The 23,993-nt window shown below is 60.5% G+C and carries 21 protein-coding genes; 8 read left to right on the top strand and 13 right to left on the bottom strand.

Features of this window, described 5'->3' with window-relative positions:
• Window positions 1-26: 26 nt before the first annotated feature.
• The 4 genes from AC1DXO_RS05570 to AC1DXO_RS05555 all read left to right on the top strand — a co-directional run bounded on the left by AC1DXO_RS05570 (window position 27) and on the right by AC1DXO_RS05555 (window position 5,221).
• Window positions 27-1,514: a CpaE/TadZ family protein gene (locus AC1DXO_RS05570; RefSeq protein WP_476977104.1), complete on the top strand. Its 1,488-nt coding sequence runs from the start codon at window positions 27-29 to the stop codon at window positions 1,512-1,514.
• Between the two features lie 127 nt (window positions 1,515-1,641).
• Entirely contained in the window at window positions 1,642-3,168 is a 1,527-nt protein-coding gene (locus AC1DXO_RS05565) for a CpaF family protein (RefSeq protein WP_476977230.1), read from the top strand.
• Between the two features lie 12 nt (window positions 3,169-3,180).
• Window positions 3,181-4,185: a type II secretion system F family protein gene (locus AC1DXO_RS05560; protein ID WP_476977103.1), complete on the top strand. Its 1,005-nt coding sequence runs from the start codon at window positions 3,181-3,183 to the stop codon at window positions 4,183-4,185.
• 10 nt (window positions 4,186-4,195) lie between these two features.
• Window positions 4,196-5,221 (top strand): type II secretion system F family protein, encoded by a 1,026-nt coding sequence (locus AC1DXO_RS05555; RefSeq protein ID WP_476977102.1) that lies wholly within the window; start codon window positions 4,196-4,198, stop codon window positions 5,219-5,221.
• Window positions 5,222-5,378: 157 nt separating this feature from the next.
• Here the strand turns inward: AC1DXO_RS05555 and AC1DXO_RS05550 are convergent, their stop codons facing one another.
• The 8 genes from AC1DXO_RS05550 to AC1DXO_RS05515 all read right to left on the bottom strand — a co-directional run bounded on the left by AC1DXO_RS05550 (window position 5,379) and on the right by AC1DXO_RS05515 (window position 13,782).
• On the bottom strand, window positions 5,379-5,843 hold the full coding sequence (locus AC1DXO_RS05550) for a cupin domain-containing protein (RefSeq protein WP_476977101.1): 465 nt from the start codon (window positions 5,841-5,843) through the stop codon (window positions 5,379-5,381).
• 10 nt (window positions 5,844-5,853) lie between these two features.
• On the bottom strand, window positions 5,854-7,218 hold the full coding sequence (locus tag AC1DXO_RS05545) for a Gfo/Idh/MocA family oxidoreductase (RefSeq protein WP_476977100.1): 1,365 nt from the start codon (window positions 7,216-7,218) through the stop codon (window positions 5,854-5,856).
• Window position 7,219: 1 nt separating this feature from the next.
• Window positions 7,220-8,410, bottom strand: a complete 1,191-nt coding sequence (locus AC1DXO_RS05540; protein WP_476977099.1) for a Gfo/Idh/MocA family protein — start codon at window positions 8,408-8,410, stop codon at window positions 7,220-7,222.
• Between the two features lie 98 nt (window positions 8,411-8,508).
• Window positions 8,509-10,107: a citramalate synthase gene (gene cimA / locus AC1DXO_RS05535; protein ID WP_476977098.1), complete on the bottom strand. Its 1,599-nt coding sequence runs from the start codon at window positions 10,105-10,107 to the stop codon at window positions 8,509-8,511.
• 118 nt (window positions 10,108-10,225) lie between these two features.
• Window positions 10,226-10,435 carry a hypothetical protein gene (locus AC1DXO_RS05530; protein WP_476977097.1) on the bottom strand — a complete coding sequence of 70 codons (210 nt, stop codon included), beginning with the start codon at window positions 10,433-10,435 and terminating at the stop codon, window positions 10,226-10,228.
• Window positions 10,436-10,516: 81 nt separating this feature from the next.
• A complete protein-coding gene (locus AC1DXO_RS05525; RefSeq protein ID WP_476977229.1) occupies window positions 10,517-12,334 on the bottom strand; it encodes a ribonucleoside-diphosphate reductase subunit alpha in 1,818 nt (605 codons plus the stop codon).
• Between the two features lie 318 nt (window positions 12,335-12,652).
• Window positions 12,653-13,021, bottom strand: coding sequence for an aspartate 1-decarboxylase (gene panD / locus AC1DXO_RS05520; RefSeq protein ID WP_476977096.1), 369 nt, complete (start codon window positions 13,019-13,021; stop codon window positions 12,653-12,655).
• A gap of 65 nt (window positions 13,022-13,086) precedes the next feature.
• Window positions 13,087-13,782, bottom strand: a complete 696-nt coding sequence (locus AC1DXO_RS05515; protein WP_476977095.1) for a TetR/AcrR family transcriptional regulator — start codon at window positions 13,780-13,782, stop codon at window positions 13,087-13,089.
• A 235-nt stretch (window positions 13,783-14,017) separates the two neighbouring features.
• On the opposite strand from AC1DXO_RS05515, the gene AC1DXO_RS05510 reads away from it, so the two are divergent.
• Window positions 14,018-15,088, top strand: coding sequence for a glycosyltransferase family 4 protein (locus AC1DXO_RS05510; protein WP_476977094.1), 1,071 nt, complete (start codon window positions 14,018-14,020; stop codon window positions 15,086-15,088).
• 167 nt (window positions 15,089-15,255) lie between these two features.
• On the opposite strand, the gene phnE is transcribed toward AC1DXO_RS05510, so the two are convergent.
• Genes phnE through AC1DXO_RS05495 form a run of 3 tightly spaced genes read right to left on the bottom strand, consistent with a single transcriptional unit; the run spans window position 15,256 to window position 17,974 of the window.
• Complete coding sequence (gene phnE / locus AC1DXO_RS05505) at window positions 15,256-16,107, bottom strand: phosphonate ABC transporter, permease protein PhnE (RefSeq protein WP_476977093.1); 852 nt, start codon at window positions 16,105-16,107, stop codon at window positions 15,256-15,258.
• A gap of 9 nt (window positions 16,108-16,116) precedes the next feature.
• On the bottom strand, window positions 16,117-17,160 hold the full coding sequence (gene phnD / locus AC1DXO_RS05500) for a phosphate/phosphite/phosphonate ABC transporter substrate-binding protein (RefSeq protein ID WP_476977092.1): 1,044 nt from the start codon (window positions 17,158-17,160) through the stop codon (window positions 16,117-16,119).
• On the bottom strand, window positions 17,153-17,974 hold the full coding sequence (locus tag AC1DXO_RS05495) for a phosphonate ABC transporter ATP-binding protein (RefSeq protein WP_476977091.1): 822 nt from the start codon (window positions 17,972-17,974) through the stop codon (window positions 17,153-17,155). Before AC1DXO_RS05495 ends, phnD begins: the two co-directional genes overlap by 8 nt.
• 493 nt (window positions 17,975-18,467) lie before the next feature.
• On the opposite strand from AC1DXO_RS05495, the gene AC1DXO_RS05490 reads away from it, so the two are divergent.
• Window positions 18,468-19,739, top strand: a complete 1,272-nt coding sequence (locus tag AC1DXO_RS05490) for a type III PLP-dependent enzyme (protein ID WP_476977090.1) — start codon at window positions 18,468-18,470, stop codon at window positions 19,737-19,739.
• A gap of 306 nt (window positions 19,740-20,045) precedes the next feature.
• Here AC1DXO_RS05490 and AC1DXO_RS05485 read toward each other — a convergent pair whose 3' ends face one another.
• The gene (locus AC1DXO_RS05485; protein WP_476977089.1) at window positions 20,046-21,077 is read right to left on the bottom strand and encodes an AraC family transcriptional regulator; all 1,032 of its coding nucleotides are present in this window, start codon (window positions 21,075-21,077) and stop codon (window positions 20,046-20,048) included.
• 486 nt (window positions 21,078-21,563) lie between these two features.
• Between AC1DXO_RS05485 and AC1DXO_RS05480 the strand changes: the two genes are divergently transcribed.
• Together AC1DXO_RS05480 and AC1DXO_RS05475 are read left to right on the top strand one after the other, a co-directional pair.
• Entirely contained in the window at window positions 21,564-22,631 is a 1,068-nt protein-coding gene (locus tag AC1DXO_RS05480) for a 1,9-bis(guanidino)-5-aza-nonane synthase (RefSeq protein ID WP_476977088.1), read from the top strand.
• Window positions 22,632-22,965: 334 nt separating this feature from the next.
• Window positions 22,966-23,283, top strand: coding sequence for a hypothetical protein (locus AC1DXO_RS05475; protein ID WP_476977087.1), 318 nt, complete (start codon window positions 22,966-22,968; stop codon window positions 23,281-23,283).
• 7 nt (window positions 23,284-23,290) lie between these two features.
• On the opposite strand, the gene AC1DXO_RS05470 is transcribed toward AC1DXO_RS05475, so the two are convergent.
• A complete protein-coding gene (locus tag AC1DXO_RS05470; RefSeq protein WP_476977086.1) occupies window positions 23,291-23,959 on the bottom strand; it encodes a MarR family winged helix-turn-helix transcriptional regulator in 669 nt (222 codons plus the stop codon).
• Window positions 23,960-23,993 lie beyond the last annotated feature (34 nt).

Raw genomic sequence — 23,993 nt, 5'->3', positions numbered from 1 at the left:
TAAACGGACTCAGAGAGACGAACCCCATGCCCCAGGCGAAACTTTCCGGCCACGCCGATCCGTTCGACAATCTCGACGATCTCGATGACGAGTTCGTGGATTACCGCGCCAAGCTGGACGCGTCGGACGACTTTGATCTGGGCGAGTCCGAACGCTATGCCCCGCAAGCCGGCGCCGACCCGTTCGACGACGACTACAACCCGCAGGACCGCAATCCTTCACCGGTTCAGCGCCAGGCCTTCTCGTCGACCCTGGGCCTGCGCGAACCGCAGACGGCGCAAGGTGTCATGGCCGGGCAGCAGGACGATATCGGCGCCATCGCCATTCCGCGCATCGCCATCCACTTCTTTGCCGACAGCGAAGCCTCGGTCCAGGCCTGCGACACAGCGGCCATCGATCGTCGCATGAGCCGCGCCCAGTGCACGGTCAAGCGCGGCGGTATCTTTGAGGCGATCGACACCTATCGCCACGAACCGACTCCGTCGCTGATCTTCGTCGAAAGCCCGGCGCGCGGCCGCGACCTGCTGGACCAGCTGGGCCAGTTGGCCGAGGTATGCGACGCCAGCACCAAGGTCGTCGTTATCGGCGCCCATAATGACATCTCGCTGTACCGCGAACTGATCCGCCAGGGCGTGTCGGAATACATGGTCTCGCCGGTCCAGCCGCTGGCTTTGATCAAGACCATTGCCGGCCTGTACAACGATCCGGAAACCCCGTTCGTCGGGCGGACCATCGCCTTTGTCGGCGCCCGCGGCGGCGCCGGTTCATCGTCGATCGCCCACAACTTCGCCTATAACCTGTCCGAAGCGATGTCGGCCAATACGGTCATTGTCGACTACGACCTGCCTTTCGGCACCGCCGGACTCGATTTCAACCAGGACCCGCTGCACGGCTTGGCCGATGCGCTGAACGAACCCGACCGCGTTGACTCGGTTCTGCTGGACCGCATGCTGACCAAGTGCACGGAACGGCTGTCGTTGTTCTCGTCGCCGGCCGCTTTGGACCAGGACTATACGGCCGATGCCGACGCCTATGACGAGGTCACGCGCAAGATCCGTTCGGTCGCGCCCTTCATCGTCATGGACCTGCCGCACGTCTGGACGCCGTGGCTGCGCCAGAACCTGATCGCCGCCGATGACGTGATCATTGTCGCCACGCCCGATCTGGCAAGCCTGCGCAATGCCAAGAACATCATAGACCTGCTCAAGCACAGCCGACCCAATGACGCGGCCCCGCGTCTGGTCCTCAACCAGATGGACATGCCGGGCCGTCCGGAAATTCCGGTCAAGGACTTCACGGCCGCCCTGGGCGTCGAACCCTGTGCCCTTATTCCGTTCGATGCCAAGCTGTTCGGCCAGGCTTCCAACAACGGCCAGATGATTGCCGAAGTCGGACCGGCCACCAAGGCAGCCGAGGCCCTGGGTCACCTTACCGCGTCGGTCACCGGCCGTGCGCCGGAGGTCAAGGCCAAGAAGGCCTCTTCATCCTTCCTCGGCAACCTCTTCAAGAAGTGAGCAAAACGCAGTGTTTGGCAAACGTCCGAGCGAACATGGGGGGGCATCCCCCACAGGCAATGCCGGTACCAACCGCGTCGTGGCGAAGCCGGCACCGGCTGCGCCCGTCGAGGCCCGTCCGCAGGCCCTGAGCAAGGTCGGCGGCGGTGCGCCGCCACCGGCCGCGACCAGCGCTTCGGACATTGCCACGCGTCCCCAGATCCAGGAAAACCGGCCGCGCAAGGAAGCTTCGGCCGGGGGAGCGCCCCTGCCTGAACTGAACCAGGAAAAGCGCGCCGCCGGCGGTGACGCCAAGGCGGGCGCCGCCGCCAAGCCCAAGCTGCAGCAGGGCCTGGATCAGATGCACAAGGCGCAGGCGGTCACCGAGATCGTCCGCGAGCAGTCCGACTATTACCATGCCACCAAGACGGCGATCTTCAACGCCCTGCTCAACACGATCGACCTGAGCCAGCTCGCCCAGCTGGATCACAAGGCGGCGTCGGAGGAAATCCGCGATATCGTCGCCGAACTGGTGGCGATCAAGAACGTCTCGATGTCGGTCGCTGAACAGGACAACCTGGTCCAGGACATTATCAACGACGTCCTGGGTTACGGACCTCTTGAGCCCCTGCTGGCGCGCGACGACATCGCCGACATCATGGTCAATGGCGCCCAGCGGGTCTTTATCGAAGTCGGCGGCAAGGTCCAGCTGACCAATGTCCGTTTCCGCGACAATCAGCAGCTGATGAACATCTGTCAGCGTATCGTCAGCCAGGTCGGCCGCCGTGTCGACGAAAGTTCGCCGATCTGCGACGCCCGTCTCCCCGACGGTTCCCGGGTCAACGTCATTGCGCCGCCTTTGGCGCTGGACGGCCCGACGCTCACCATCCGGAAGTTCAAAAAAGACAAGCTGACCATGCGCAACCTGGTGGAGTTCGGCTCCATCAGTCCGGAAGGGGCGCGCGTCCTGGGCGTCATCGGCGCCTCGCGCTGCAACGTCCTGATCTCCGGCGGTACCGGTTCCGGCAAGACGACCCTGCTCAACACCATGACGGCCTTCATCGATCCGACCGAACGCGTCGTGACCTGCGAAGACGCCGCCGAACTGCAACTGCAGCAGCCGCACGTGGTGCGCCTGGAAACACGGCCGCCGAACCTTGAAGGCCAGGGCACGATCAGCATGCGCGATCTGGTCAAGAACTGTCTGCGGATGCGTCCTGAACGCATCATCGTCGGCGAAGTCCGGGGCCCGGAGGCGTTCGACCTCCTCCAGGCCATGAACACCGGCCACGACGGTTCCATGGGCACGCTGCACGCCAACTCCCCGCGCGAAGCCGTGTCGCGTCTCGAATCGATGATCACCATGGGCGGCTACGGCCTGCCCTCGCGGACCATCCGGGAAATGATCGTCGGCTCCATCGACCTGATCATCCAGGCCGCCCGCCTGCGCGACGGTTCGCGCCGCATCACCCACGTCACCGAGGTGCTGGGCCTGGAAGGCGATGTCATCGTCACCCAGGACCTGTTCCTTTACGAAATCGAGGGTGAAGACAAGCAGGGCAAGATCATCGGCCGCCACCGGTCGACCGGCATCGGCCGTCCTCGCTTCTGGGACCGCGCCAAATATTACGGCCTTGAGCGCGAATTGGCCGAAGCTCTCGATGCTTCCGAGTAAGGGTATACAGCCATGATTATGACCCTTGTTATCGCTGTTCTTGGCTTCGTGATCATTGCCAGCGTTGGTTTTGTCATTACCAACGGCGGCGGTGGAAATTCCTCCGCCACCTTGACCAAACGCGCCCAGACGATCGGGCTCGGCAGCAATATGCGCACCAAGCGCAACGCCAAGTCGGCGGCCAAGACCCCCGAAGAACGCCGCAAGCAGATCACAGAGCAGCTCAAGGAAGCGGAAAAGCGCGAACGCAAGGCGCGTTTGACGCTGCGCTCGCGGATGCTGCACGCCGGCCTGACGCCCAATGTCACCCGCTTCTGGATTTTCAGCGCCATACTGGGCGCTGTCGCCTTTTTCGTTCCATTGCTTGTCCTGGGCAAGATGGACCTGCTGATCCGCCTGGCGGTCGCTGCCGGCGCGGCGTTCGCGGCCTCGTATGGCCTGCCGCGCTGGGTCCTGGGTTTCATGGCCGGCGGCAGGATGAAAAAGTTTACCGAAGAATTCCCCAACGCCATGGACATTCTGGTCCGCGGCATCAAGTCGGGCCTGCCGGTCCATGACGGGCTGAAGATCATTGCCAAGGAATGCCATCTGCCCCTGGGTCCGGAATTCCAGCGTGCCGTCGAAAACGTCGGTGTCGGCATGTCGCTGGAAGGCGCCCTGGAAAAGATGAGCGAGCGCGTACCGTCACCGGAACTGCGCTTCTTCACCATCGTTATCGCCATCCAGGCCAAGACCGGCGGTAACCTCGCCGAAGCGCTGAACAACCTGTCGAGCGTTCTGCGCGCCCGGAAGATGATGCGCGAGAAGATCAAGGCGCTGTCGTCGGAAGCCATTGCCTCGGCCTCGATCATCGGTGTCCTGCCGCCGGGCGTCGGCATCATGATCTCGATCACGCGGCCGGAATATATCGGCGGCATGTTCGTCGATCCGCGCGGCCAGATGATGCTGGCCGGCGGCGCCTTCTGGATGGCGCTGGGCATCTTCATGATGCGCAAGATGATCAACTTCAAATTTTAGGCAGGCACAGATGACCGATTTTGCCGCCTTCATCATGACGCCCAGCAACCTGATTGCGCTGGCTGTCGCCGCCCTGGTGTTTTTCACCATTATCACCCTGAGCAAGAGCCTGACCTCGGGCGATCAGCTGGAAAAGCGCATGAAAGCCGTGGCGCTGCGCCGCGACGAACTGCGCCGCCAGTCGCGGGCGACGATTGTCAAGGACGCGTCTGGCGGCCTGCGTCACAAGGACGAGGGCATGGCGCGCAATATCGTCGAGCGCTTCAACCTGAAAAAACTGCTGGAAGACCCCAAGGTGGTCGAGAACCTGGCCATGGCCGGTTATCGTGGCCCCAAGCCGGTGTCGACCTTCTACTTCTTCCGCATGCTGATGCCGTTCGTCCTGGGCGCTTTCGGGGCGTTCGAAGTGTTTGTCGTCGATATCGGCCACTTCCAGCACCTGCAGATGAAGGTCCTGGTCTCGGTCGGGGCGTTCGTCGCCGGCTATTACGCGCCCAACATCTATATCTCCAACAAGGCCTCGAAGCGCCGCATGTCGATCGTCCAGGCCTTTCCGGACGCGCTGGACCTGCTGCTGATCTGCGTCGAGGCGGGTATGTCGATCGAAACCGCGCTGCAAAAGGTCAGCGGTGAAATCGGCGGAACGTCGATCGAGCTGGCCGAAGAGCTGTCTTTGCTGGTCGCCGAACTGTCCTACCTGCCGGAACGCCGCAACGCCTATGAGGGCCTATCGAAACGGACCGGCCACCCGGGTATCAAGTCGGTCTGTACGGCTATGATCCAGGCGGAAAAATACGGCACGCCGCTGGGCACCGCGCTGCGCGTCATGGCCAAGGAAAATCGCGAGATGCGTCTGTCGGCGGCCGAAAAGAAGGCAGCGGCCCTGCCCGCCCAGCTGACCGTGCCGATGATCGTCTTCTTCCTGCCGGTGCTGTTCGTGGTCATTCTGGGACCGGCGGCGCTGAAGGTCATCGACCTGCAGGCGGCGAACAAGAAGGGCGGCGCGGAAGCGGCGCAGAAGGAAGCGCAGAAGTAAAGGTCGTGGGGCCTCGGGCCCCACACCCCGTAACCATCAGAGTTTGATCTTTCTATAGCGCATAAAAAATGGGACCGCTCTGGGTCCCATTTTTTATGCGCTTATAAGAGGCCACGCCCTCAAGGGTTATGGGGTGCGGGGTCCGCGACCCCGCGACTTATTCTTTCTGCCCTGCCTTATTCGGGCTCCAGTTCACCACATGGTACGTCGCCGGTGTCGTCCCGACATTGCGCAGGCCGTGCAGGCTGTTCGACGCATTGAAGATGACAGAGCCCGGTCCCAACCGGATCCACTTGCCGTCCGACAGGGTCTCGACTGTACCCTCGCGGATAATCACCAGCTCTTCATTGAGGTGCTGATGCGGTGGATGGGACGTCGTGCCCGGATTAAGCGTCGTGATGTGCATTTCCAGCTCATCCAGGGTCGCCGTCGGCCCGCGGTATAGCGAGCGCACCTCGCCGACATCGGTCTTGGCCACCGCCATCTTGTCCCAGTCGAAGGTCATGGGTCCCAGGATAGGGCCCGTCGGCGGATGGGTCTGGGCAAAGGATGTGGCGCCGATGACTCCAAGCGTTACGGTCACCGCTGTCACCGCCACGACAATATCGCGCTTCGTGATCATTCCAGGCTCCTCAGGCGAAGCTATAGGGGGCGCGCATCGGCCGCGACAGCATGGCATTGGCCGCATCGTCATCGTGGAAACGCTCGTGCACGGGATCCCAATGGACCTTGCGCTTCAGCATCATGGCGATATCGTGGACCAGGCAGGTCGAACAGGCGCGATGGCCCAGTTCGGCCGGCGAGATCGGCTGCTTGCGGCTGACGATGCAATCCAGCCAGTTGCCGTGCTGCTCCTTGCTTTCGTACAGGTGAATCTCGTCGGGCCCGATGACCGATTTGATGATCTTCGGGTCCGACGCCGCCAGAGCCGTCGCGTCGTTGAGCTTGGCCACCGGATCGGACTTGGTCACCTGCTCATTGCCGCGCGACACGAAGATCCATCCGTTCGAGCCGTAATATTTGATGCCGTTGGTATAGTCGCCACTAATGCTCATCTGCACGCCGTTGGCATACAGGGCCTCGGTCTTGAACTTGCCATGGACGTCCCACAGGCCCGCCGTCGGATATTCGGCATCGCCCCATACCTCGACCGGACCGGTATATTCGGTGTTCATGCCCCAGTGGGCGCTGTCGACGTGGTGCGAGCCCCAGCCGGTAATCATGCCGGCACCGAACTGCCGCAGGCGCAACCAGCCCGGCCGATCGTAGCCGATACGCGGATGAACACGATCCAGCGTATAGGGCACATAGGGCGTACTGCCCAGCCACATATCGTAGTTCAGCCCGTCCGGAATCGGCTGGGGCGTCGGATCGCCACCCGCCGGATCACCCGGCAGGCCAATCTCCACCCGTTGCAGGTCGCCGATGCGGCCATTGCGCACCAGTTCGGCGGCATAACGGAACTGCGCCGTCGACCGCTGCTGGCTGCCGATCTGCAGGATGCGCCCCGAAGCCTGGACGGCGTTGCTGAGGGTTCGGCCTTCGGCGATGGTCAGGGACGCCGGCTTCTGCAGATAGACATCCTTGCCGGTCTGGACGGCGTGGGTGGCGATGATGGCGTGCCAGTGATCGGGCGTCGAGACAATGACCGCGTCGATGTCCTTGTTTGCCAGGACATCATGGTAATTCGAATAGGTGGTCACGCCATCATAGGGCTTGCCGGTCTTCTCGGCATAGGTGCTGTTGACCAGCTGTTTGGCTTCCTCGAGACGGTGAGCGTCGATATCGCACACCGCCATCAGCCGCGCCCGGTCGTACTGCATGACGCCCGGCATATCGTGACCCCGCGAAATGCGGCCATTGCCGATGGCAGCGATATTGATGCGCTTGGACGGTGCATACTGGCCGAACACCGAAGACGGAACGATGGCCGGAAAGCCCGCTACGACGGCGGTCGCCAGGCCAGCCTTCAGCAGATCGCGTTTGGTCGTTTTCATATCAGCCTCCCATAATGCGTTTAGCGTTCAGTTGAGCTTTAATGGATAGCTCAGCGGCCAGCAGGGCCTGAGTCTGGTCCTGGGCGGTTTGGGTACGGTTGACGATATCGGCGACGAACTGCGGACCGAACGGCAGCGGACCATTGGAACAGTCGATGTACCGCGCGCTCTTGCCGTCGACGACGAACAGGTTGTTGCCCTGTTTCGAGACGGCGACATTGGTGTATTTGCGCAGCTCCATATAGCCTTCGGTGCCGAGGATAAACAGCCGGCCATCGCCCCAGGTACCGAGGCCCTTTGGCGTGAACCAGTCGAGGCGAACATAGCCGAAACCCTGGTCGCCGCGCAGCATCATATCGCCGAAGTCCTGGAATTCCGGCTTGTCCGGGTGGCGCAAATTGGCGACCTGCGAGGCGACGATTTCGGCCTGGGTCGAACCGGTATAGTAGAGGAACTGGTCGACCTGGTGCGAGCCGATGTCGCACAATATGCCGCCGAACTGCTTTTCGTGCCAGAACCACTCCGGCCGACCGCTGCCACCACCGGCGTCGCCGCCACCCTGGATGATCTGGTGCGGCGCCAGGTTGACGGTCTGGATCACCTTGCCGATGGCGCCCTGCTTGATCAGCTCCCCGGCATGGACCGCGGCGCGAACCTCAAGACGCTCGGAATACAGAATACCGTAGATGCGGCCGGTTTCCGCAATCGTCTTGCGAACCAGAGCCAGGTCATCGAGCGTGGTGATGCCGGGCTTGTCGGCCAGGAAGTCCTTGCCGGCCTTCATGGCGCGAACTCCGATGCCGGCGCGTTCATTGGCGATGTGTGAGCTGAGGATCAGTTGAATCGTAGAATCACCGATAATCTCATCTTGGGTCGCCGCCATCTTCACGTCGGGATAACGCTTGGTGAAAACCGCCAGTTTGTCAGGCTCCAGCCCCCAGGCCGAGACCAGTTCGCCACCACCGCGCTGGATGGCGGCGATCATGCCGTGGATATGGTCGTGGCTGATGCCGCAGACCGAAAAGCGGATATGATATTTGGGCTTTTCCTCGATCGGGACCGGCAGGGTTTCCGGCACAACGGCGCCGGTTTCGGCGGCCGACGCCGCCGGCGCCATAGCCGCCATCATCGCGGCGGGTCCCAGACCCGCAGCCATCAGGAATTCGCGCCGTGCGGCGTCGGGCTGTGTCATGGTTCCTCCTGATCGCCTGCTACCGGCTTATTGGTCTGACCTATTCACCATAATGGCCAGATCATCAGGCGGAATGCAACCGCTTTGTCGGACCTAAGTCAAGAGGCATCCGCCGGCGCATTGCGCTTCATCAGATGATAGGTCACGGCATCGAACAGCGCATTGTAGGACGCGTCGATGACATTGTGGCTGACCCCGATGGTGTTCCACGTCCGACCTTCGTCGTCGCGGCTCTCGATCATGACGCGCGTCAAGGCGGCTGTGGCTTCGGAAGGTGTGAGAATGCGCACCTTGTAGTCGTTGAGGTGCATAGCATTGAGCTGCGGATAGTGCGGCAAGAGCGCCTTACGCAGGGCGGCATCCAGGGCATTGACCGGACCATTGCCTTCGGCGACCGTCATGATCACGTCACCGCGCACCGCCAGTTTGACAGTGGCTTCGGACAGGGTGAAGTGCCGGCCCTTGGCATCGGTGCGGCTTTCGTTGAGCGTGCGGAAGCTTTGCAGGTCGTAGTAGCGCGGCAGGATACCCAGACGCTGGCGCGCCATCAGCTCGAAGCTGGCGCTGGCGTCTTCATATGCATAGCCCAGGGCCTCGCGCTCCTTGACCGCGCGAACCAGTTCGGAGACATGTTCGTCGTCATCGGCGACCGCGATGCCCATCTGGTGCAGGCGGTTCAGGACATTGGCACGGCCGGCCTTGTCCGACACCAGGACCAGCCGGCTGTTGCCGACCAGGGCCGGGTCGATATGTTCGTAGGATCGGCTGTCCTTGGTCATGGCGCTGACGTGCAGGCCGCCCTTGTGCGCAAAGGCGCTGGACCCAACATAGGCGGCGTAGCGGAAGGGCGTGCGGTTGAGACGGTCGTCGACCAGGCGCGACAACTGGCCGATTTGCGTCAGCTTCTCCGGCGTGATGCCTGTATCGTAACCCATCTTCAGGATCAGGGTCGGGATAATGGCGATCAGATTGGCGTTACCACAACGTTCGCCGATACCGTTGATCGTACCCTGGACCTGGCGCACGCCTTCTTCGACCGCGGCCAGGGAATTGGCGACCGCCTGTTCGGTATCATTGTGGCAATGGATTCCGAGATGGACGTCCGGCAGGGCGTTTTTGACCGCGGCGACAATGCGTTTGACCTCGGTCGGCAGGGTGCCGCCATTGGTGTCGCACAGGATCAGCCAGCCGGCGCCGGCATCATGCGCGGCTTTCAGGACTTCCAGGGCATAGACGGGATTGGCCTTGAAGCCATCGAAGAAATGCTCGGCGTCAAAATGGGCTTCGCGCTTGTTGGCAACGACATGGGCCAGGGAGTCGGCAATCATGCGCAGGTTCTCGGCCTTGGACACCTTAAGCGCAGTCTCGACCTGCCAGTCCCAGCTCTTGCCGACCAGGCAGATACTGGGCGTATTGACGTTGAGCAGATCCTGCAAGCCCGGATCGTTGGAGGCGGAGCGTCCCGAACGGCGCGTCATGCCAAAGGCAGACAGGCGGGCGTATTTCATCGCCGGCGGGGCGGCAAAAAAAGCGTCGTCGGTCGGATTGGCGCCGGGCCAGCCACCTTCGATATAGTCAATGCCGAATGAGTCGAGTGCTGAGGCAATCGCCTGCTTGTCCGCCACCGAGAAATCGATGCCCTGGGCCTGCGCGCCGTCGCGCAAGGTCGAGTCGTAGAGATAAATCCGTTCAGCCATGCGCCCATCTACAGATATGACGGTTATTCAGCAACCGGATTCGCGAGTAAGGACTTTGGGAATACTGTGCCGGATCAAAGTCGTAACATTCGAGACAGGATCGGCTCGGCTAACGATCCTATTTGCCACCGAATTGTCGGAAATACACGGTCAGTCGGCCGATCTGTTCCTCAACCGACAAGCCTTCACGTCTCATTTCGTCAACAAATTTCTCCGTCGCTGGATCACGCGCGAGACCCGCAATATCAGCGTCGACCATGGCCTGCTGGGAGCGAAAAGCGGCACCCTCTGGCGTGGGATCATTAAAGGCGACAGTGGCTTTGAGCATCGACTGAGTCCAAGGAATTACGGCCGTTCCATCCTAACATGAAACGGTCGTAAAGCGAAATATCGAAGCTCGAACTCGGCCCTATTGGCAGGCCAGGCATTCCTCATAGTCGGTGCGCGGGGTGGCCATCTTTTCAACGGCTTCCTTGACTTCGCTGCCGGCATGGGCGGCGCGCTGGACCGACTTGGAACGCAGATAGTAGAGCGATTTCAGGCCCTGCTCCCACGCCGTCCAGTGCAGCATGTGCAGGTCCCACTTATCGACATCGCCCGGCAAGAACAGGTTCAGCGATTGCGACTGGCAGATTTCCGGCGTGCGGTCGGCGGCCAACTCAACCACCCAGCGCTGGTCGATTTCGAAGGCCGTCTTGAACACGTCCTTTTCATCGGCCGACAGTTCGTCGAGATGCTGGACAGAGCCTTCGTGCTCGACGATCTTGTCCCACACTTCCGAGGTGTTCAGGCCCTTTTCCTCGAGCAGTTCGACGAGGTACGGATTCTTGACGGCGAACGAGCCCGACAGGGTCTTGTGGGTATAGATATTGGCCGGGATCGGCTCAATGCCGGCCGAGGTGCCGCCGCAGATGATCGAGATCGAGGCGGTCGGCGCGATGGCCAGCTTGTGCGAGAAGCGTTCCATGACGCCACGCTCTTCGGCATCGGCGCACGGTCCGCGTTCCTGGGCCAGCTTGACCGACGCCTTGTCGGCTTCGCGGCGCAGGTGCTTGAACAGGCGCATGTTCCACGACTTGGCCATGGCCGATTCGAAGGCGACGTTCTGGCGCTGCAGGAAGGAGTGGAAACCCATCAGGCCCAGGCCGACCGAGCGTTCGCAGATCGCCGAATAGACGGCGGCGTCCATCGACGACGGCGCGCACTGGATGAAGTCTTCGAGGACATTGTCGAGGAAGCGCATGACGTCTTCGACAAAGCCCGGCTGGTCGCGCCATTCCAGGAAGGTTTCAGCATTGACCGACGACAGGCAGCAGACGGCGGTGCGATCCTTGCCGCGATGGTCGGGGCCGGTGTGCAGCATGATTTCCGAGCACAGGTTCGACTGCGTGACCTTCAAGCCCAGTTCGCGCTGATGCTGCGGCATGGCGCGGTTGATGGTGTCGTTGAAGATAAGGTAGGGCTCGCCGGTTTGCAGTCGGATTTCGAGGATCTTCTGCCACAGCGAACGCGCATCGATAAAGCGGACGACCTCGTCGTTCTTCGGCGAGCGCAGGCCGAACGGCGTGCCGTCGCGGACGGCTTCCATGAATTCGTCGGTGATACCGATTCCGTGGTGCAGGTTCAGGGACTTGCGATTGAAGTCGCCCGACGGCTTGCGGATTTCGAGGAACTCTTCGATCTCGGGGTGGAAGCAATCGATATAGACGGCGGCCGAACCGCGGCGCAGGGAGCCTTGCGAAATGGCCAGGGTCAGCGAATCCATAACGCGGATGAAGGGGATGATGCCGGAAGTCTGGCCGGCGCCCTTGACCTTTTCACCGATCGAGCGAACACGGCCCCAATAGGTACCGATGCCGCCGCCGTTCGAGGCCAGGGCGACGTTTTCGTTCCATGTGCCGACAATGCCTTCCAGGCTGTCGGGGACGGCATTGAGGAAGCACGAGATCGGCAGGCCGCGCGACGCGCCGCCGTTCGACAGGACCGGGGTCGCCGGCATGAACCACAGGCGCGAGATATAGTCGTAGATGCGTTGGGCGTGTTCCGAATCATCGGCATAGGTGGTGGCGACGCGGGCAAACATGTCCTGGTAGGATTCGCCGGGCATCAGGTAGCGGTCGTCGAGGGTCGTCTTGCCGAAATCGGTCAGGAGGGCGTCGCGCGAGGGATCGGTGACTACATGCTTATGCAGCTTGAACGCAGGGCGTGCCTTGGGGCGCACCACCATATTCGCCTTGAACGGGACCGACACTTCACGCTTAACTGCTTCACTCGATGACATAGTCGCAAAAACCCTTGTAAAACCCGTCCAGATATTCGCCGGTATGGCGAACGGTTAAAGCGCATTAACAACTACATCTAGTGTCTAAGCCGCCCAACATGTCGATATATGGGGATTAAGTTGGTGAATCCGTCAAGCGGCCAAGACGCTGTTTGGGCGAACTTTTTCGTTAATGAGGTCTTAAATTCTGGCTTTTTTCAAGAGGCACAAGGGCTTGCCAAAGGTTAATGAAAATTCCCGTCGATCACGATTTCTGTGAAAGAATCATGACACGGTTTGCGCCTGCGTTTCCGACAGGTAGCGGTCAAGTCGATTATTGCTGTCAACCAGCACGACACTGGGGATAATCGGGGCGTCGGTCAGCTCGAATCCCATGATGATGACCTGCTCGCCGGTTTTGATCAGGTGCGCGGCGGCGCCGTTGATGGCGATGATTCCCGAATCAGGGTCGCCCTTGATGACGTAGGTTTCGAGCCGCGCGCCGGAGGTGTTGGAAACAACCATGACGCGTTCGCCTTCCCACAGACCGACGGCCTCCATCAGGGTGTGGTCGATGGTGATCGATCCGATATAGGCCAGGTTGGCCTCGGTGACATAGGCGTTATGGATTTTAGAGCGGAGAAGATGGCGCATGGATTTTCTTGAAGAGGATTGTCAGGGCGTATCTGCGTCGCCCGATCGCGTCGGTTACCCTTAACCTATTCCGTCCACAACTCGGTCACGTCGCCCTTGCGGTTAAGCATATGGACGGCGCGTTTGATCACGGTCAGCAGGTTTTCGATTCGCGCGTCGTTGTCATAGGTCAAGGCGGCGCGATGCATGCCGTCCAGGGCGAAACGGGCCAGGTCACGGCTGGCCTGGAAGCGGGCATCGGCGCCGGCCATGATAAAGCCCGGCGTCGCACGTCCCATGGCCGCCTTGTCGAAGGCTTCCTGGGCCGGTGTGATGGCTTTGGCGACTTCCGGATCCTGGCGCCCGGCGCGTTCCAGCGCCAGAAAGGCGGCAAACGGCACAGAACTGAGCAGGCGCCAATAGGCTTCGATGGCGCCGTCCAGCGCGTCCTGATCGGGTTTGAGCTTCTTGGCCTCGACCTCGAAGGCGGCCTCGCGCGCGGCATGGATATGCCAGGCGGCGGCTTCGACCAGGGCTTCGCGGGTTGGAAAATGGTATAGCATGGCGCCGCGTGTCAGGCCGCAGGCCTCGGCGATGGCGGCGTTGCCGGCGCGAAAATAGCCCAGTTCGGCAAACAGCCGCATGGCGGTTTCCAGGATCTGGATACGGGTGCGACGTGATTTGGGGGTATCGCGGGCAGGCGAGTCCTTGGCCACTGCGGGAGGTGAATCCCCCCGAACAGCCTTATCCCGCACCTGCTCTGTCTTTTCACGATCGCGCATTGAACACTTTCACCGCCGTTATCCTTCGGCGGCCTGAATACTGGCTCCCCGCTTTAAAAATAAGACTTTTTCCGACTTAGGCAAGCCGTAACCGGTGTTATTCGGATGCATTTTACCACAGTCGGCATTTTGTGCGCAGCAAAATCAGGGAAGAGCCAAAATTCGCACGCCCTTGCCAAGTTCCTGCGAAATGGGCATGGAGGTGCGAACGATAATTCCCTTAAGGACATTCGACGTGCGTATCTTGCTGGCTACCGACGCGTGGGAACCCCAGGTCAATGGGGTGGTGACGACGCTGAGACGCACCATGGAAGAATGTGAGAAACTGGGTCACGAGTTCCACGTCATCGAATATAATCAGTTCAAGACCGTGTCGTGGCCGGACTATCCCGAGGTCAAGCTGGCCCTGGGCTGTTACGAAGAAGTCCGCGAGATCATCCAGGACTATGAGCCCGACGCGATTCATATCGCGACTGAAGGCTTTGTCGGCCTGGCGGCGCGGCGCGTGTGCCAGGAATGGAAACTGCCCTTCACCACCAGCTATCACACCAAGTTCCCGGAATATGTCTCGGCCCGCCTGCCGATCCCGGTCAGTTGGGGCTATGCCTTCATGCGCTGGTTCCACCGCCCTTCCGGGCGGGTCATGGTGGCGACGCCGACCTTGCAGAAGGATCTTGAAGCGCGCGGCTTCATCAACATCTCGCCATGGACGCGCGGCGTCGATACCCAGACCTTCCGGCCGGGCCTGGCGCCGATCAATGACGGCCTGGCGCGACCGATCATGACCTATGTCGGCCGTGTGGCGGTTGAGAAGAACATAGAGGCCTTTCTTAAGCTGGATTTGCCGGGCACCAAGGTCATTGTCGGTGGCGGACCGCAGGTCGACGAGCTCAAGGCCAAATACCCCGCGGCCGTGTTTACCGGCCCGCGCTTCGGTGACGAACTGGCGCGCCATTACTGCGATTCCGACGTCTTTGTGTTTCCGTCCCTGACCGACACCTTCGGGCTGGTGATCACCGAAGCCATGGCGACGGGGACCCCGGTCGCCGCCTTCCCGGCGCATGGTCCGATCGACATCATTCCGGGCTCAGGCGCCGGCGCGATCAATGACGACCTGGCCGTAGCGATCCAGGAAGCCCTGAAACTCGACCGCAAGGCCGTCCGCGCCTACGCGGAGAAGTTCTCGTGGCAAGCCTGTGCCGAAGAATTTATCCGCAATCTCGAACCTTATCCGGAACCGGCCAAGACCAAGCTGTGGAACCGGCTGCGGCATCTGACGCGCCGGCGTGTTGGTAAGAAGAAGTAAAGTCATGGGGCCGCAGGCCCCATACCCCGTAACGTGTCCGAGTTTGGGCTTCTGATAGCGCATAAAAATGGGACCGCTACGGGCCCCATTTTTATGCGCTGCAAGAGGTCAAATCCTGAACCGATTATGGGGTATGGGGTCCGCGACCCCATGACTTCCCGTCTCGCTTACAGCAATCGCTTTCGGATCTGCTGCGACAGGATGTCGATCAAGGTCACAGCCACCACAATCACCACGGCGATCGCCGAGGTCGCGCGATAATCGAAGCTGTTGAGGTTATCGAACAGCAGCTGGCCGATACCGCCGGCGCCGATCAGGCCCAGCACGGTCGCCGAACGGGCATTGGATTCGAAGCGATACAGGGCAAACGACGTCCACAAAGCCGCCACCTGGGGTATCACGCCCCAGATGATCTCATGCAGCCGATTGCCGCCCGTCGCCCGCACCCCTTCAACCGGCGCTGATTCGATATTTTCGACCGCTTCCGAAAACAGCTTGGCCAGGGTGCCGGTATTGCTGACCGTCAGGGCCAGCACACCGGCCAAGGGTCCGAGGCCCACCGCCACCAGAAATGCCGTACCCAGCACAATATCTGGAAAGGCCCGCAACAGGGCGATCAGGGCGCGCATCGGCTGGACCACCCAGGGCGGCGCAATATTGCGCGAGCACAGAAAGCTGAGCGGCACGGCCAGGACAATCGACAGGACGGTGGCCCATAGGGCGATCTCGATCGTCTGCCACATGCCCTTGATGTAAACCCACAGATGCGAGGTCCAGAAACCGTCCAGGCTCTTGAAATTCTGTGCTGTTCCGAAATCCGGCTGCAAATAGTCTTTGAGGTAATCGCCGGTATTGGCCGAATTGTCGATCAGCTTGTGCAGTTCGTTGATATGGGCGCCGCGAAAACTGACCGCCAGCAAGGCGACCACAACCAACAGCAAAAGCCAGTTCAGCATTCGTGTCGCCAGGCCGGTCGTCGGCGGCGTCAAATCGATCATTTTGTTCGCGGCGTCAGCCATGAAATACCCTTACTGCGAAGCCGGCGCGTCGGCTGGCGCCTGCGGCGCCGTGGTCGCCGCCAGCTTGGCCTGTTCGGCCTTGACCGCATCGATCTCGGCCTGGGCCTTGGCTTCGGCGGCCTTGTCGCCGGACTGCTGGGCCTCCTGAAGCGCGACACTGGCTTCCATCAGGCGTTCTGGCAGGAAGTGGTTGTTGTCGTCAGGCTTCAGCGGTCCCCATTGCACGGCGCGCAGATTGGCGCGCTGCTGCTCGGCCTCAGGCCCCGTGCCGACGCCGTAGGACAGGAAGAAGCTGCGCAGCTTTTCCTTGGTCGCCGGATCGAGATCGGAACGATATTCGACGACATCGGTCGGCAGAAGCGGTGATTGCCAGATGATCTTGATCTTCGCCAGCTTGGCCTTGCCCTCTGGCGTGTCGTTCAGCTCCATAAGAGCCGTCGAATTGTTGGTCGCGGCGTCCAGCACGCCGGCCACCACACCTTCGATATTGACGCCGTGCGAGGCCGATTTCACATTCTTGAAACATGTATTGGGATCGACCTTGCGCGGCAGGAACAGATAGGCCTTGGGGGCCACGGTACCGGAGGTCGACTTGACGTCACCCATGCCGAAATTGAGGCTCTTGTCGCACTTCAGCAGGTCGTCGGCATTGTTAAGCTTCGAATCCTTGGGTGCGATGACGATGCTGTAATAACCTTCCTGGCCATCAGGATAGCTTGTGTGGGCAAACACCTCGCCCTTGGCGCGCTTCACCGCCTCGAGACCGGACGCGTTGGAAAACCAGGCTGCCTGGACTTGATCGAACCGCATCGCCTCGATCAGCGCTGTATAGGACGAACTGTAGAAGGGCTTCACCTTCAGCCCCGTCTGCTTTTCCATGTCGGCGATAATCGGCGCCCACAGCTTGTCGAGATTCTGCGATTTCTCGACCGCCAGTACAGCGAACGTAATTTCACTGCGGGGCCCCGTCGCAGCGGCCTTTTTCTCGCACGATGCGACACCTAAGGTAAGTGTCGCTAATGCCACGACAGCGGTCCTGATATACTTATGCATGGGTTTCCCCCCAATAGGCGTCTTCGATTTCGGCGCCATAAATGTCCCTGAGTGTTTCGTCGTCCAGGCCGGAGCTCGGGCCGTCATAGACGACCTTGCCGTCCTTCAGCGCCAGGATCCGATCGCAATAGGTCTTGGCATAGTCGACCTGGTGCAGGGTAACGACAACCCCGACCCCGTCGGTTTCGTTGAGATCGACCAGCAGCTTCATCACCTTGCGTGCCGTCACCGGATCGAGCGAGGCCACCGGCTCATCCGCCAGAATGATCTGCGCCCCCTGGACGATGGCGCGGGCGATAGCGCCACGCTGCTGCTGGCCACCCGAAAGCGTGTTGGCGCGTTGACCGGCCATGGCGGCGACGCCGACATGGTCGAGCGCCTTCATCACCGTGTTTTTTTCTTCGCGCGTCCACAGGCCCAGAAAACCGCGCAGGCCGGAAATCTTTCCCAGGAAACCCAGGGCGACATTGGTGAACAACGACAGGCGGCCGACCAGGTTGAACTGCTGGGCAATCATGCCAAGGCGCGTACGCGTGGCGCGGACATCGGGCGCCAGACGACCATTGACCTGGACGGGCTGGCCCAGCACCGAAACGGTGCCGGCGCCGCGGTCGATAGTGTGCAGACCGGAAATCGAGCGCAGGAGGGTCGACTTGCCTGAACCGGAGGGGCCGATCAAAGCCACGCGTTCCGGCCGCGTCATTATAAAGGAAACACCGTCCAGCGCCTTGTGAGTCGCTGAACCACCCGCGGCGGAAGCTTTGCGGGTATAGGTCTTGCTGATGGATTTCACTTCGACAAGCGGCGCCGTCATACTTAACCCTTGACCCTACCCTTGGTCGCTATTCCGGACACATGCTGGATGTCCGCAGACGCGGACGATAACCGTTAGACAGTCATATTAACGATTTGATGACAGGGCAATGGGGGAAAGTGCCACCTACAGCAATATTGTTGCGATGCAGAACAAAAAACCCGCTCGCAAGCCCCGAAAATCCGGCTTTTGTGCAGGGTCGGAAATTCGACAGATTTGCGATTTAGAATAAAGACTTCGCCCATTCGACCGGGCAAAAATTAATACATGCCAAGCCTCTTTACAGGGAAGCCTATTTCTCTATATATGCGGCTTCTTCCGGCGGACCCCTAGAGTTCATGTTGGTCGCCTCATGTCTATCCAAAAAGTGCCCAATACACGCACACACTTTTTGGCATGAGGCTATGTAACGCTGCTAACGCCGGTCTGGGTTTAACATTTTGGGTCATGTCGCACAGAGCGCGTCATGGTCTTTTCTCTAAGGGTTTGTCTGGTGGATCACTACCAATCAGCCCTGGACCTGGTCCGTGAGCAGCCACCGGAACGCCCCGTCGCCCTTGTGCGCCGTCGTCCCGTCACCACTGCCGCGCACTGGTTTCAGGCCAATTTCAAAGGCGATATCTTTTATGCCGTCAAGGCCAACCCGTCGCCGTGGGTGCTGGAAACCCTTTGGGCGGCTGGTGTGCGCTCCTTTGATGTCGCGTCGCTGAACGAAGTCGAACTCGTCCGCTCGACCCTGCCGGCCGCACGCCTGGCCTTCATGCACCCGGTCAAGAGCCGTGTCTCGATCGCCCGCGCCTATTTCGATTTCGGTGTCCGCACCTTCAGCCTCGATACGCATGAAGAGCTGCGCAAGATTCTCGACGCCACCGGCGGTGCGCGCGACCTCAACCTGATCGTCCGCCTGGCGACCTCGGGCGAAGGCTCTAACCTGCCGCTGACCAACAAGTTCGGCGTCCAGGCGCATGATGCCCCGTCATTGCTGCTCGCGGCGCGCCAGGCGACCCAGGACCTGATGGGCGTTTCCTTCCATGTCGGTTCGCAATGCATGCGTCCGACGGCCTATGCTGCCGCCATGGCCTCCGCCTCGCGCGCCCTGGTCCGTGCCGGCGTCTTTGCCGACGTTGTCGATGTCGGCGGCGGTTTCCCGTCGGTCTATCCCGGCATGGTGCCACCGGCCCTGTCGGAATATATGGACGTCATCAACCGCGCCTTCGACGAAATGAAGGTCCACGAAGAAACCCAGCTGTGGGCTGAGCCCGGCCGCGCCCTGGTCGCCGAGTCGACCTCGGTCCTGACCAAGGTCGAACTGCGCAAGGGCGACGCGCTCTATCTGAATGATGGCTCCTACGGCAACCTGTTCGACGCCACCCACGCCAAGTGGCCCTTCCCGGTCCGTCTGCATCGCCAGGACGAGGCCGAGAGCGACACGCCGAAGCCGTTCCGCTTCTACGGCCCGACCTGCGACTCCATCGATTCGATGCCCGGACCGTTCTGGCTGCCGGCCGACGTCGATGAGGGCGACTATGTCGAGATTGGCATGCTGGGCGCCTATGGCGTCACCATGGGCACGCGCTTCAACGGCTATGGCGAGACGGAAACCGTCTTCCTCGATGACGCACCGATGGCATCCCTGTTCGGCCTCGGACCGCGCAGCCTGACCAATCCGCGTTCGATTATGGACGTCGAAGACAACAAGGTCGTGCGCCTGAACCGTCCCAAGGGCGGTAAACGTGGCAAGAAGCGGGTCAAGGCCAAGGCGTAGGTAGTGGCAGCCTGTCGGCGTTCGGCTACACATCTCAATAAAATTCTGAATTTACAGTAATTTTCAACGCGGAAAGCGCCGAAAAAGCGGACAGGCGCAGAAAAAAGAAGAGTGGTCTTCTTGCCCGAAGGGCCTTCATGCCACACCTGTGTCAACGCTCATGAAAAGAAGGCGCGTCGCGCGGGAGCGATTGCACCCGAGATTTCCGCGTCTTGTCCGCTTTTTCGGCGCTTTCCGCGTTGAAAAATTCCACTGTGGAAGACGCTCACTCGCTGATTTGCGCCCGCCCAACACGTTCGAACAAACCTACTTCGCCGGCCCCTTGCGCCGTGTATCCGACGGCGCCTCGCCGAACAGGTTGGCATAGTATTGCGCGAACCGGCCGGCGTGCGGAAAGCCATGGTCGTTGGCGATATCGGCGATCGGCCGGCTTTCGCGCGCATCCTTCAGCGCCTGATGCGCCATCTGCAAACGTATCGTGCGCAGATAGGTATGGGGTGTCACGTCGAGATGGCTGCGAAAGCTGGTCTCCAGCGTCCGCACGCTGATATTGGCCGCCTTGGCCACCTCCACCATCGTCGGGTTCTTGCGCGCCTCACGGTGCATGAAGTCGCGCGCCAGTCGCAGATAGTTGGGCACCGGCCCGGCCTTGGGCGCACGCATGCGCTCGCTGTAGCGGTGCGGGATACTTTCGAGCAACAGATGACCGAAGGCCTCGGCCAGACGCTGCTGGAGCGAGGTAGACAGATGGCGGCTCTGGAAGGTGAAGGCGTCAGAACACAGGGTTGAGATCAAACGCGCCAAAGCCTTGACCTTCGGCGCCGTCATGTCGACGACCGGCCCCAGATGCAAATCCGGTTCGACGGGCAATTGCAGAATCTCGTAGAGGAACCGCTGCACCCAATCGAAGTTCAGCTTGACGATATAGGCCTCGCAGGCCTGGCCGTCAGCCTGGTGATAGATGCGGGTCGGGCTGTGTGGTTGATAGATGGTGGCGGCGCCCGGCGCGATGGCCTGGGTATGTCCGTCACGCTCCAGCCGCAAGGTTCCTTTTACCGGCATGATGATGACGACGTCGCTGGTTACCCCCGCCTGGACCTGCAGGAATCCGTGCGACGACATCAGGCGTGCCATCAAAACGCGCGTGGCGCCTCGGCTGTCCTGGGATTTCAGGACGCCCAGGTTCATTTGCCAATTGAAGTCAGGCCCATGGCTTTCGCCCACATCACCGCGTTGGCAGTTCCAGTCGAAAAAGCTGCAGATGATCGTCTGAAACTTGTCGAAGCTGTCTCCGACACACTGCCAGGTTTCAACGGAATCCAGCGTATTGCTTTCCATACCTCTATTCCCAACCACCGTTAATCACTCGGCACAGGGAATCATCCCAGTCAAACGAGCGGATACGGAAGTAAATCAAAAGGTTATACCCTTAAAGAGAAGCGATATCCGCTAATGAACACCGATATCCGAAATACGAAAAAAACGATTTACTCAAGCAAACAATCCACAAAATAAAATATATCAGCGATCAAACTAATTCATTTCTACAAACAGTTTTCTAAATTATCCATAAATAAGGCGCGTTCGTCCAAAATGCGCTCAATAATACGCGTACGTATATTGGAAGACCTTGGCGATTTTGTGACTAAGGCGTGGCTACCCGCACAGCACGGCTTTTGCTGCATAGCGGCAATTGGGCATTGCCAGCCGCCCCCCTATCCGCTATAGCGACCGCGCAAAAGCTTCCCTCCCCATCGCACCGTCTGGGGGATCAAGGGCCAATGACGGGCGTCCACCTTCTCCTCTCTACCAAAGGATCAAGAGATGAACGCTGATACCCCCCACTCCAATATCCCCGCTTCCAATATGAAAGCGCAGTTGCTCGCGGAAACCGTCGAGCACGTCGACATCACCTCCTATGACGCGCGCCCGATCATCGACTCGATGCGCAAGATGTCGTTCTCGTCGCGCGACACGGCACGCGCTGCCGACATCTTCAACATGGCTCTCGCCGACAAGGGTTGCTCGACCTGGCTGATCCTGGCCGGTTCGACCTCGGCCGGCGGCTGCATGCACGTCTATCGCGACATGGTGAAGTTCGGCATGATCGACGCCATCATCGCCACCGGCGCTTCGATCGTCGACATGGATTTCTTCGAGGCGCTTGGTTACAAGCACTATCAAGCCGCCGGTCCCGTCGACGACAATGTCCTGCGTGAGAACTATATCGACCGCATCTACGACACCTATATCGACGAAGAAGAACTGCAGGCCTGCGACCATACGATCCTCGAAATCGCCAACCGCCTCGACCCGCGCGGCTATTCCTCGCGCGAGTTCATCCATGAGATGGGCAAGTGGCTGGCGGAAGGCAATGCCAAGAAGGAAGGCTCGCTGATCCAGACCGCCTACGAAGAAGGCGTGCCGATCTTCTGTCCGGCCTTTGTCGACAGCTCCGCCGGCTTCGGCCTGGTCAAGCACCAGAAGGAACGCATGGCGGCCAAGCAGCCCTACATGATGATCGATGCTGTCGCCGATTTCCGCGAACTGACCGACATCAAGATCGCTGCCGGCACCACCGGCCTGTTCATGGTCGGCGGCGGCGTGCCCAAGAACTTTGCCCAGGACACTGTGGTCTGTGCCGAAATCCTCGGCGTCGACGCTGAAGTGCACAAGTACGCCGTCCAGATCACCGTTGCCGACGTGCGTGACGGCGCCTGTTCGTCGTCGACGCTCAAGGAAGCCGCATCGTGGGGCAAGGTCTCGACCACCTACGAACAGATGGTCTTCGCCGAAGCCACCACGGTCGTGCCGCTGATCGGCTCGGACGCCTATCATCGCGGCGCCTGGCAGGGCCGTGAAAAGCCGCGGTGGGCGAAACTGTTCGTCTGATCACGGACAGTGCAAAGATGATCAACGAAATGTTACATTGCTATGCAAAAAAATTTCGCTGACCCCTTCCATTTTCCGCGTAAAGTATTAGTTAAGAGTTCACTGCTATCGTAGCCAATGAGTCGTCATCAGATTGATGCCATCATACAATAGCTGACAAGTTCGTCGCCGGGATCATCCCCCCCCTCGAAACCGGCGGCATGCGCGGCCCTCCTTGCCCCCCAAGGAGGGCCGTTTGTCTTTTACGGACGGATGGCCGGTAAAAGTTGTGGGGAAGCCGGGAAACTTAATCGGCATTAACCATTTACATACCTGAATTTGCTCAAATATCGGCATGACAACGCCGATTCGCCCTTCGCTGGCCCAGATGCTGAACCCGCAGACCGCCGCCCCTGCCCGCCCGGCTGCGCAAGCCACGCCACAGGCCGGAGGGTTCACCGCCGCCGTCACGGCGCAAAAGGCCTTTTTTCAGCAGATCACCCAGCCGAAAATAGCTCCAGCCAACTACACGGCCGCCGATATCGCGCAGGCCACCCGTTCGGCTCAGCCCGCCAGCCCGGCGCCCACTACCACCGCCGCGGCAGCACCGACGGCGGCTGATCCCGCTCAGGCGTTAAAACGTCCGGGTTCTTATCTCAATATTGTGATTTAATCCGTCGCTAGACGGTCTCCGGCACGACCGGCGCATGGACCAGTTCTTCGGTCTTCGCGGCATCCGATATACCTTCCGACAAGGGCGGCATGGGCAGCTTTTTCAGCTTCTTGGCGCTGACCTTGTGCTTCTTGACCTTCCGTTTCTTGTCGTCCTTCTTGTCGTCCTTATCAGCCTTGGGCTTCGCCGGTTTGGCCGCGACCGTTTCAACAGCGCCACCGCCTTCACGCACGCTGGTAATCTTGCGCAGCAGCTTGACAAAGCTGTCGCGCTTGGGCGGCGACAGCAGGCTCAGAATCTTTTCGTCCGCCGCCAGGACGCGCGGCTGCATATCGTCCAGCGCCGTCTTTCCGGCCGGCGCCAACTGCACCAGATTGGCGCGGGCATCTGTCGCCGAGCGTTCACGGACCAGCAGGTCCTTGGTTATCATCCGGGCGACCAGGTCGGCCAGGGTCGAACGGTCGATCCCTGTCACCTTGACCAGGTCGGTCTGGCTCAAACCGTCCGTACCGTCCAGAGCCTGAAGCACCGCATACTGGCGCTGAGTCAGGGCATTCTCGCCGGCCGTTTCATTATAGATGTCGAGCGCGATCTGCAGGACGCGATGCAGGAGGTGCGACGGCGAGTCTTCGAGGACCGAACGGGCCGGTGCGTCGTGGTGTTTTGACTTTTTCATGGATCATGCCTGTCTGCATATATGCGGACGACTA

It is taken from the genome of Asticcacaulis sp. P2_C5 (assembly GCF_056404555.1).
Note: the sequence above shows the minus strand (reverse complement) of the source record. Positions and strands in the feature narration are given on the sequence as shown.

Coding starts and splice junctions, on each gene's coding strand:
- AC1DXO_RS05540 (WP_476977099.1), bottom strand. CDS start 8,410: ATGACACAGCCCGACGCCGCACGGCGCGAATTCCTGATGGCTGCGGGT.
- AC1DXO_RS05525 (WP_476977229.1), bottom strand. CDS start 12,334: ATGGTGGTGCGCCCCAAGGCACGCCCTGCGTTCAAGCTGCATAAGCAT.
- cimA (WP_476977098.1), bottom strand. CDS start 10,107: ATGGCTGAACGGATTTATCTCTACGACTCGACCTTGCGCGACGGCGCG.
- AC1DXO_RS05530 (WP_476977097.1), bottom strand. CDS start 10,435: ATGCTCAAAGCCACTGTCGCCTTTAATGATCCCACGCCAGAGGGTGCC.
- AC1DXO_RS05470 (WP_476977086.1), bottom strand. CDS start 23,959: ATGAAAAAGTCAAAACACCACGACGCACCGGCCCGTTCGGTCCTCGAA.
- AC1DXO_RS05550 (WP_476977101.1), bottom strand. CDS start 5,843: ATGATCACGAAGCGCGATATTGTCGTGGCGGTGACAGCGGTGACCGTA.
- AC1DXO_RS05515 (WP_476977095.1), bottom strand. CDS start 13,782: ATGCGCGATCGTGAAAAGACAGAGCAGGTGCGGGATAAGGCTGTTCGG.
- AC1DXO_RS05485 (WP_476977089.1), bottom strand. CDS start 21,077: ATGGAAAGCAATACGCTGGATTCCGTTGAAACCTGGCAGTGTGTCGGA.
- AC1DXO_RS05495 (WP_476977091.1), bottom strand. CDS start 17,974: ATGACGGCGCCGCTTGTCGAAGTGAAATCCATCAGCAAGACCTATACC.
- panD (WP_476977096.1), bottom strand. CDS start 13,021: ATGCGCCATCTTCTCCGCTCTAAAATCCATAACGCCTATGTCACCGAG.
- AC1DXO_RS05560 (WP_476977103.1), top strand. CDS start 3,181: ATGATTATGACCCTTGTTATCGCTGTTCTTGGCTTCGTGATCATTGCC.
- AC1DXO_RS05555 (WP_476977102.1), top strand. CDS start 4,196: ATGACCGATTTTGCCGCCTTCATCATGACGCCCAGCAACCTGATTGCG.
- AC1DXO_RS05570 (WP_476977104.1), top strand. CDS start 27: ATGCCCCAGGCGAAACTTTCCGGCCACGCCGATCCGTTCGACAATCTC.
- AC1DXO_RS05475 (WP_476977087.1), top strand. CDS start 22,966: ATGACAACGCCGATTCGCCCTTCGCTGGCCCAGATGCTGAACCCGCAG.
- AC1DXO_RS05480 (WP_476977088.1), top strand. CDS start 21,564: ATGAACGCTGATACCCCCCACTCCAATATCCCCGCTTCCAATATGAAA.
- AC1DXO_RS05545 (WP_476977100.1), bottom strand. CDS start 7,218: ATGAAAACGACCAAACGCGATCTGCTGAAGGCTGGCCTGGCGACCGCC.
- phnD (WP_476977092.1), bottom strand. CDS start 17,160: ATGCATAAGTATATCAGGACCGCTGTCGTGGCATTAGCGACACTTACC.
- phnE (WP_476977093.1), bottom strand. CDS start 16,107: ATGGCTGACGCCGCGAACAAAATGATCGATTTGACGCCGCCGACGACC.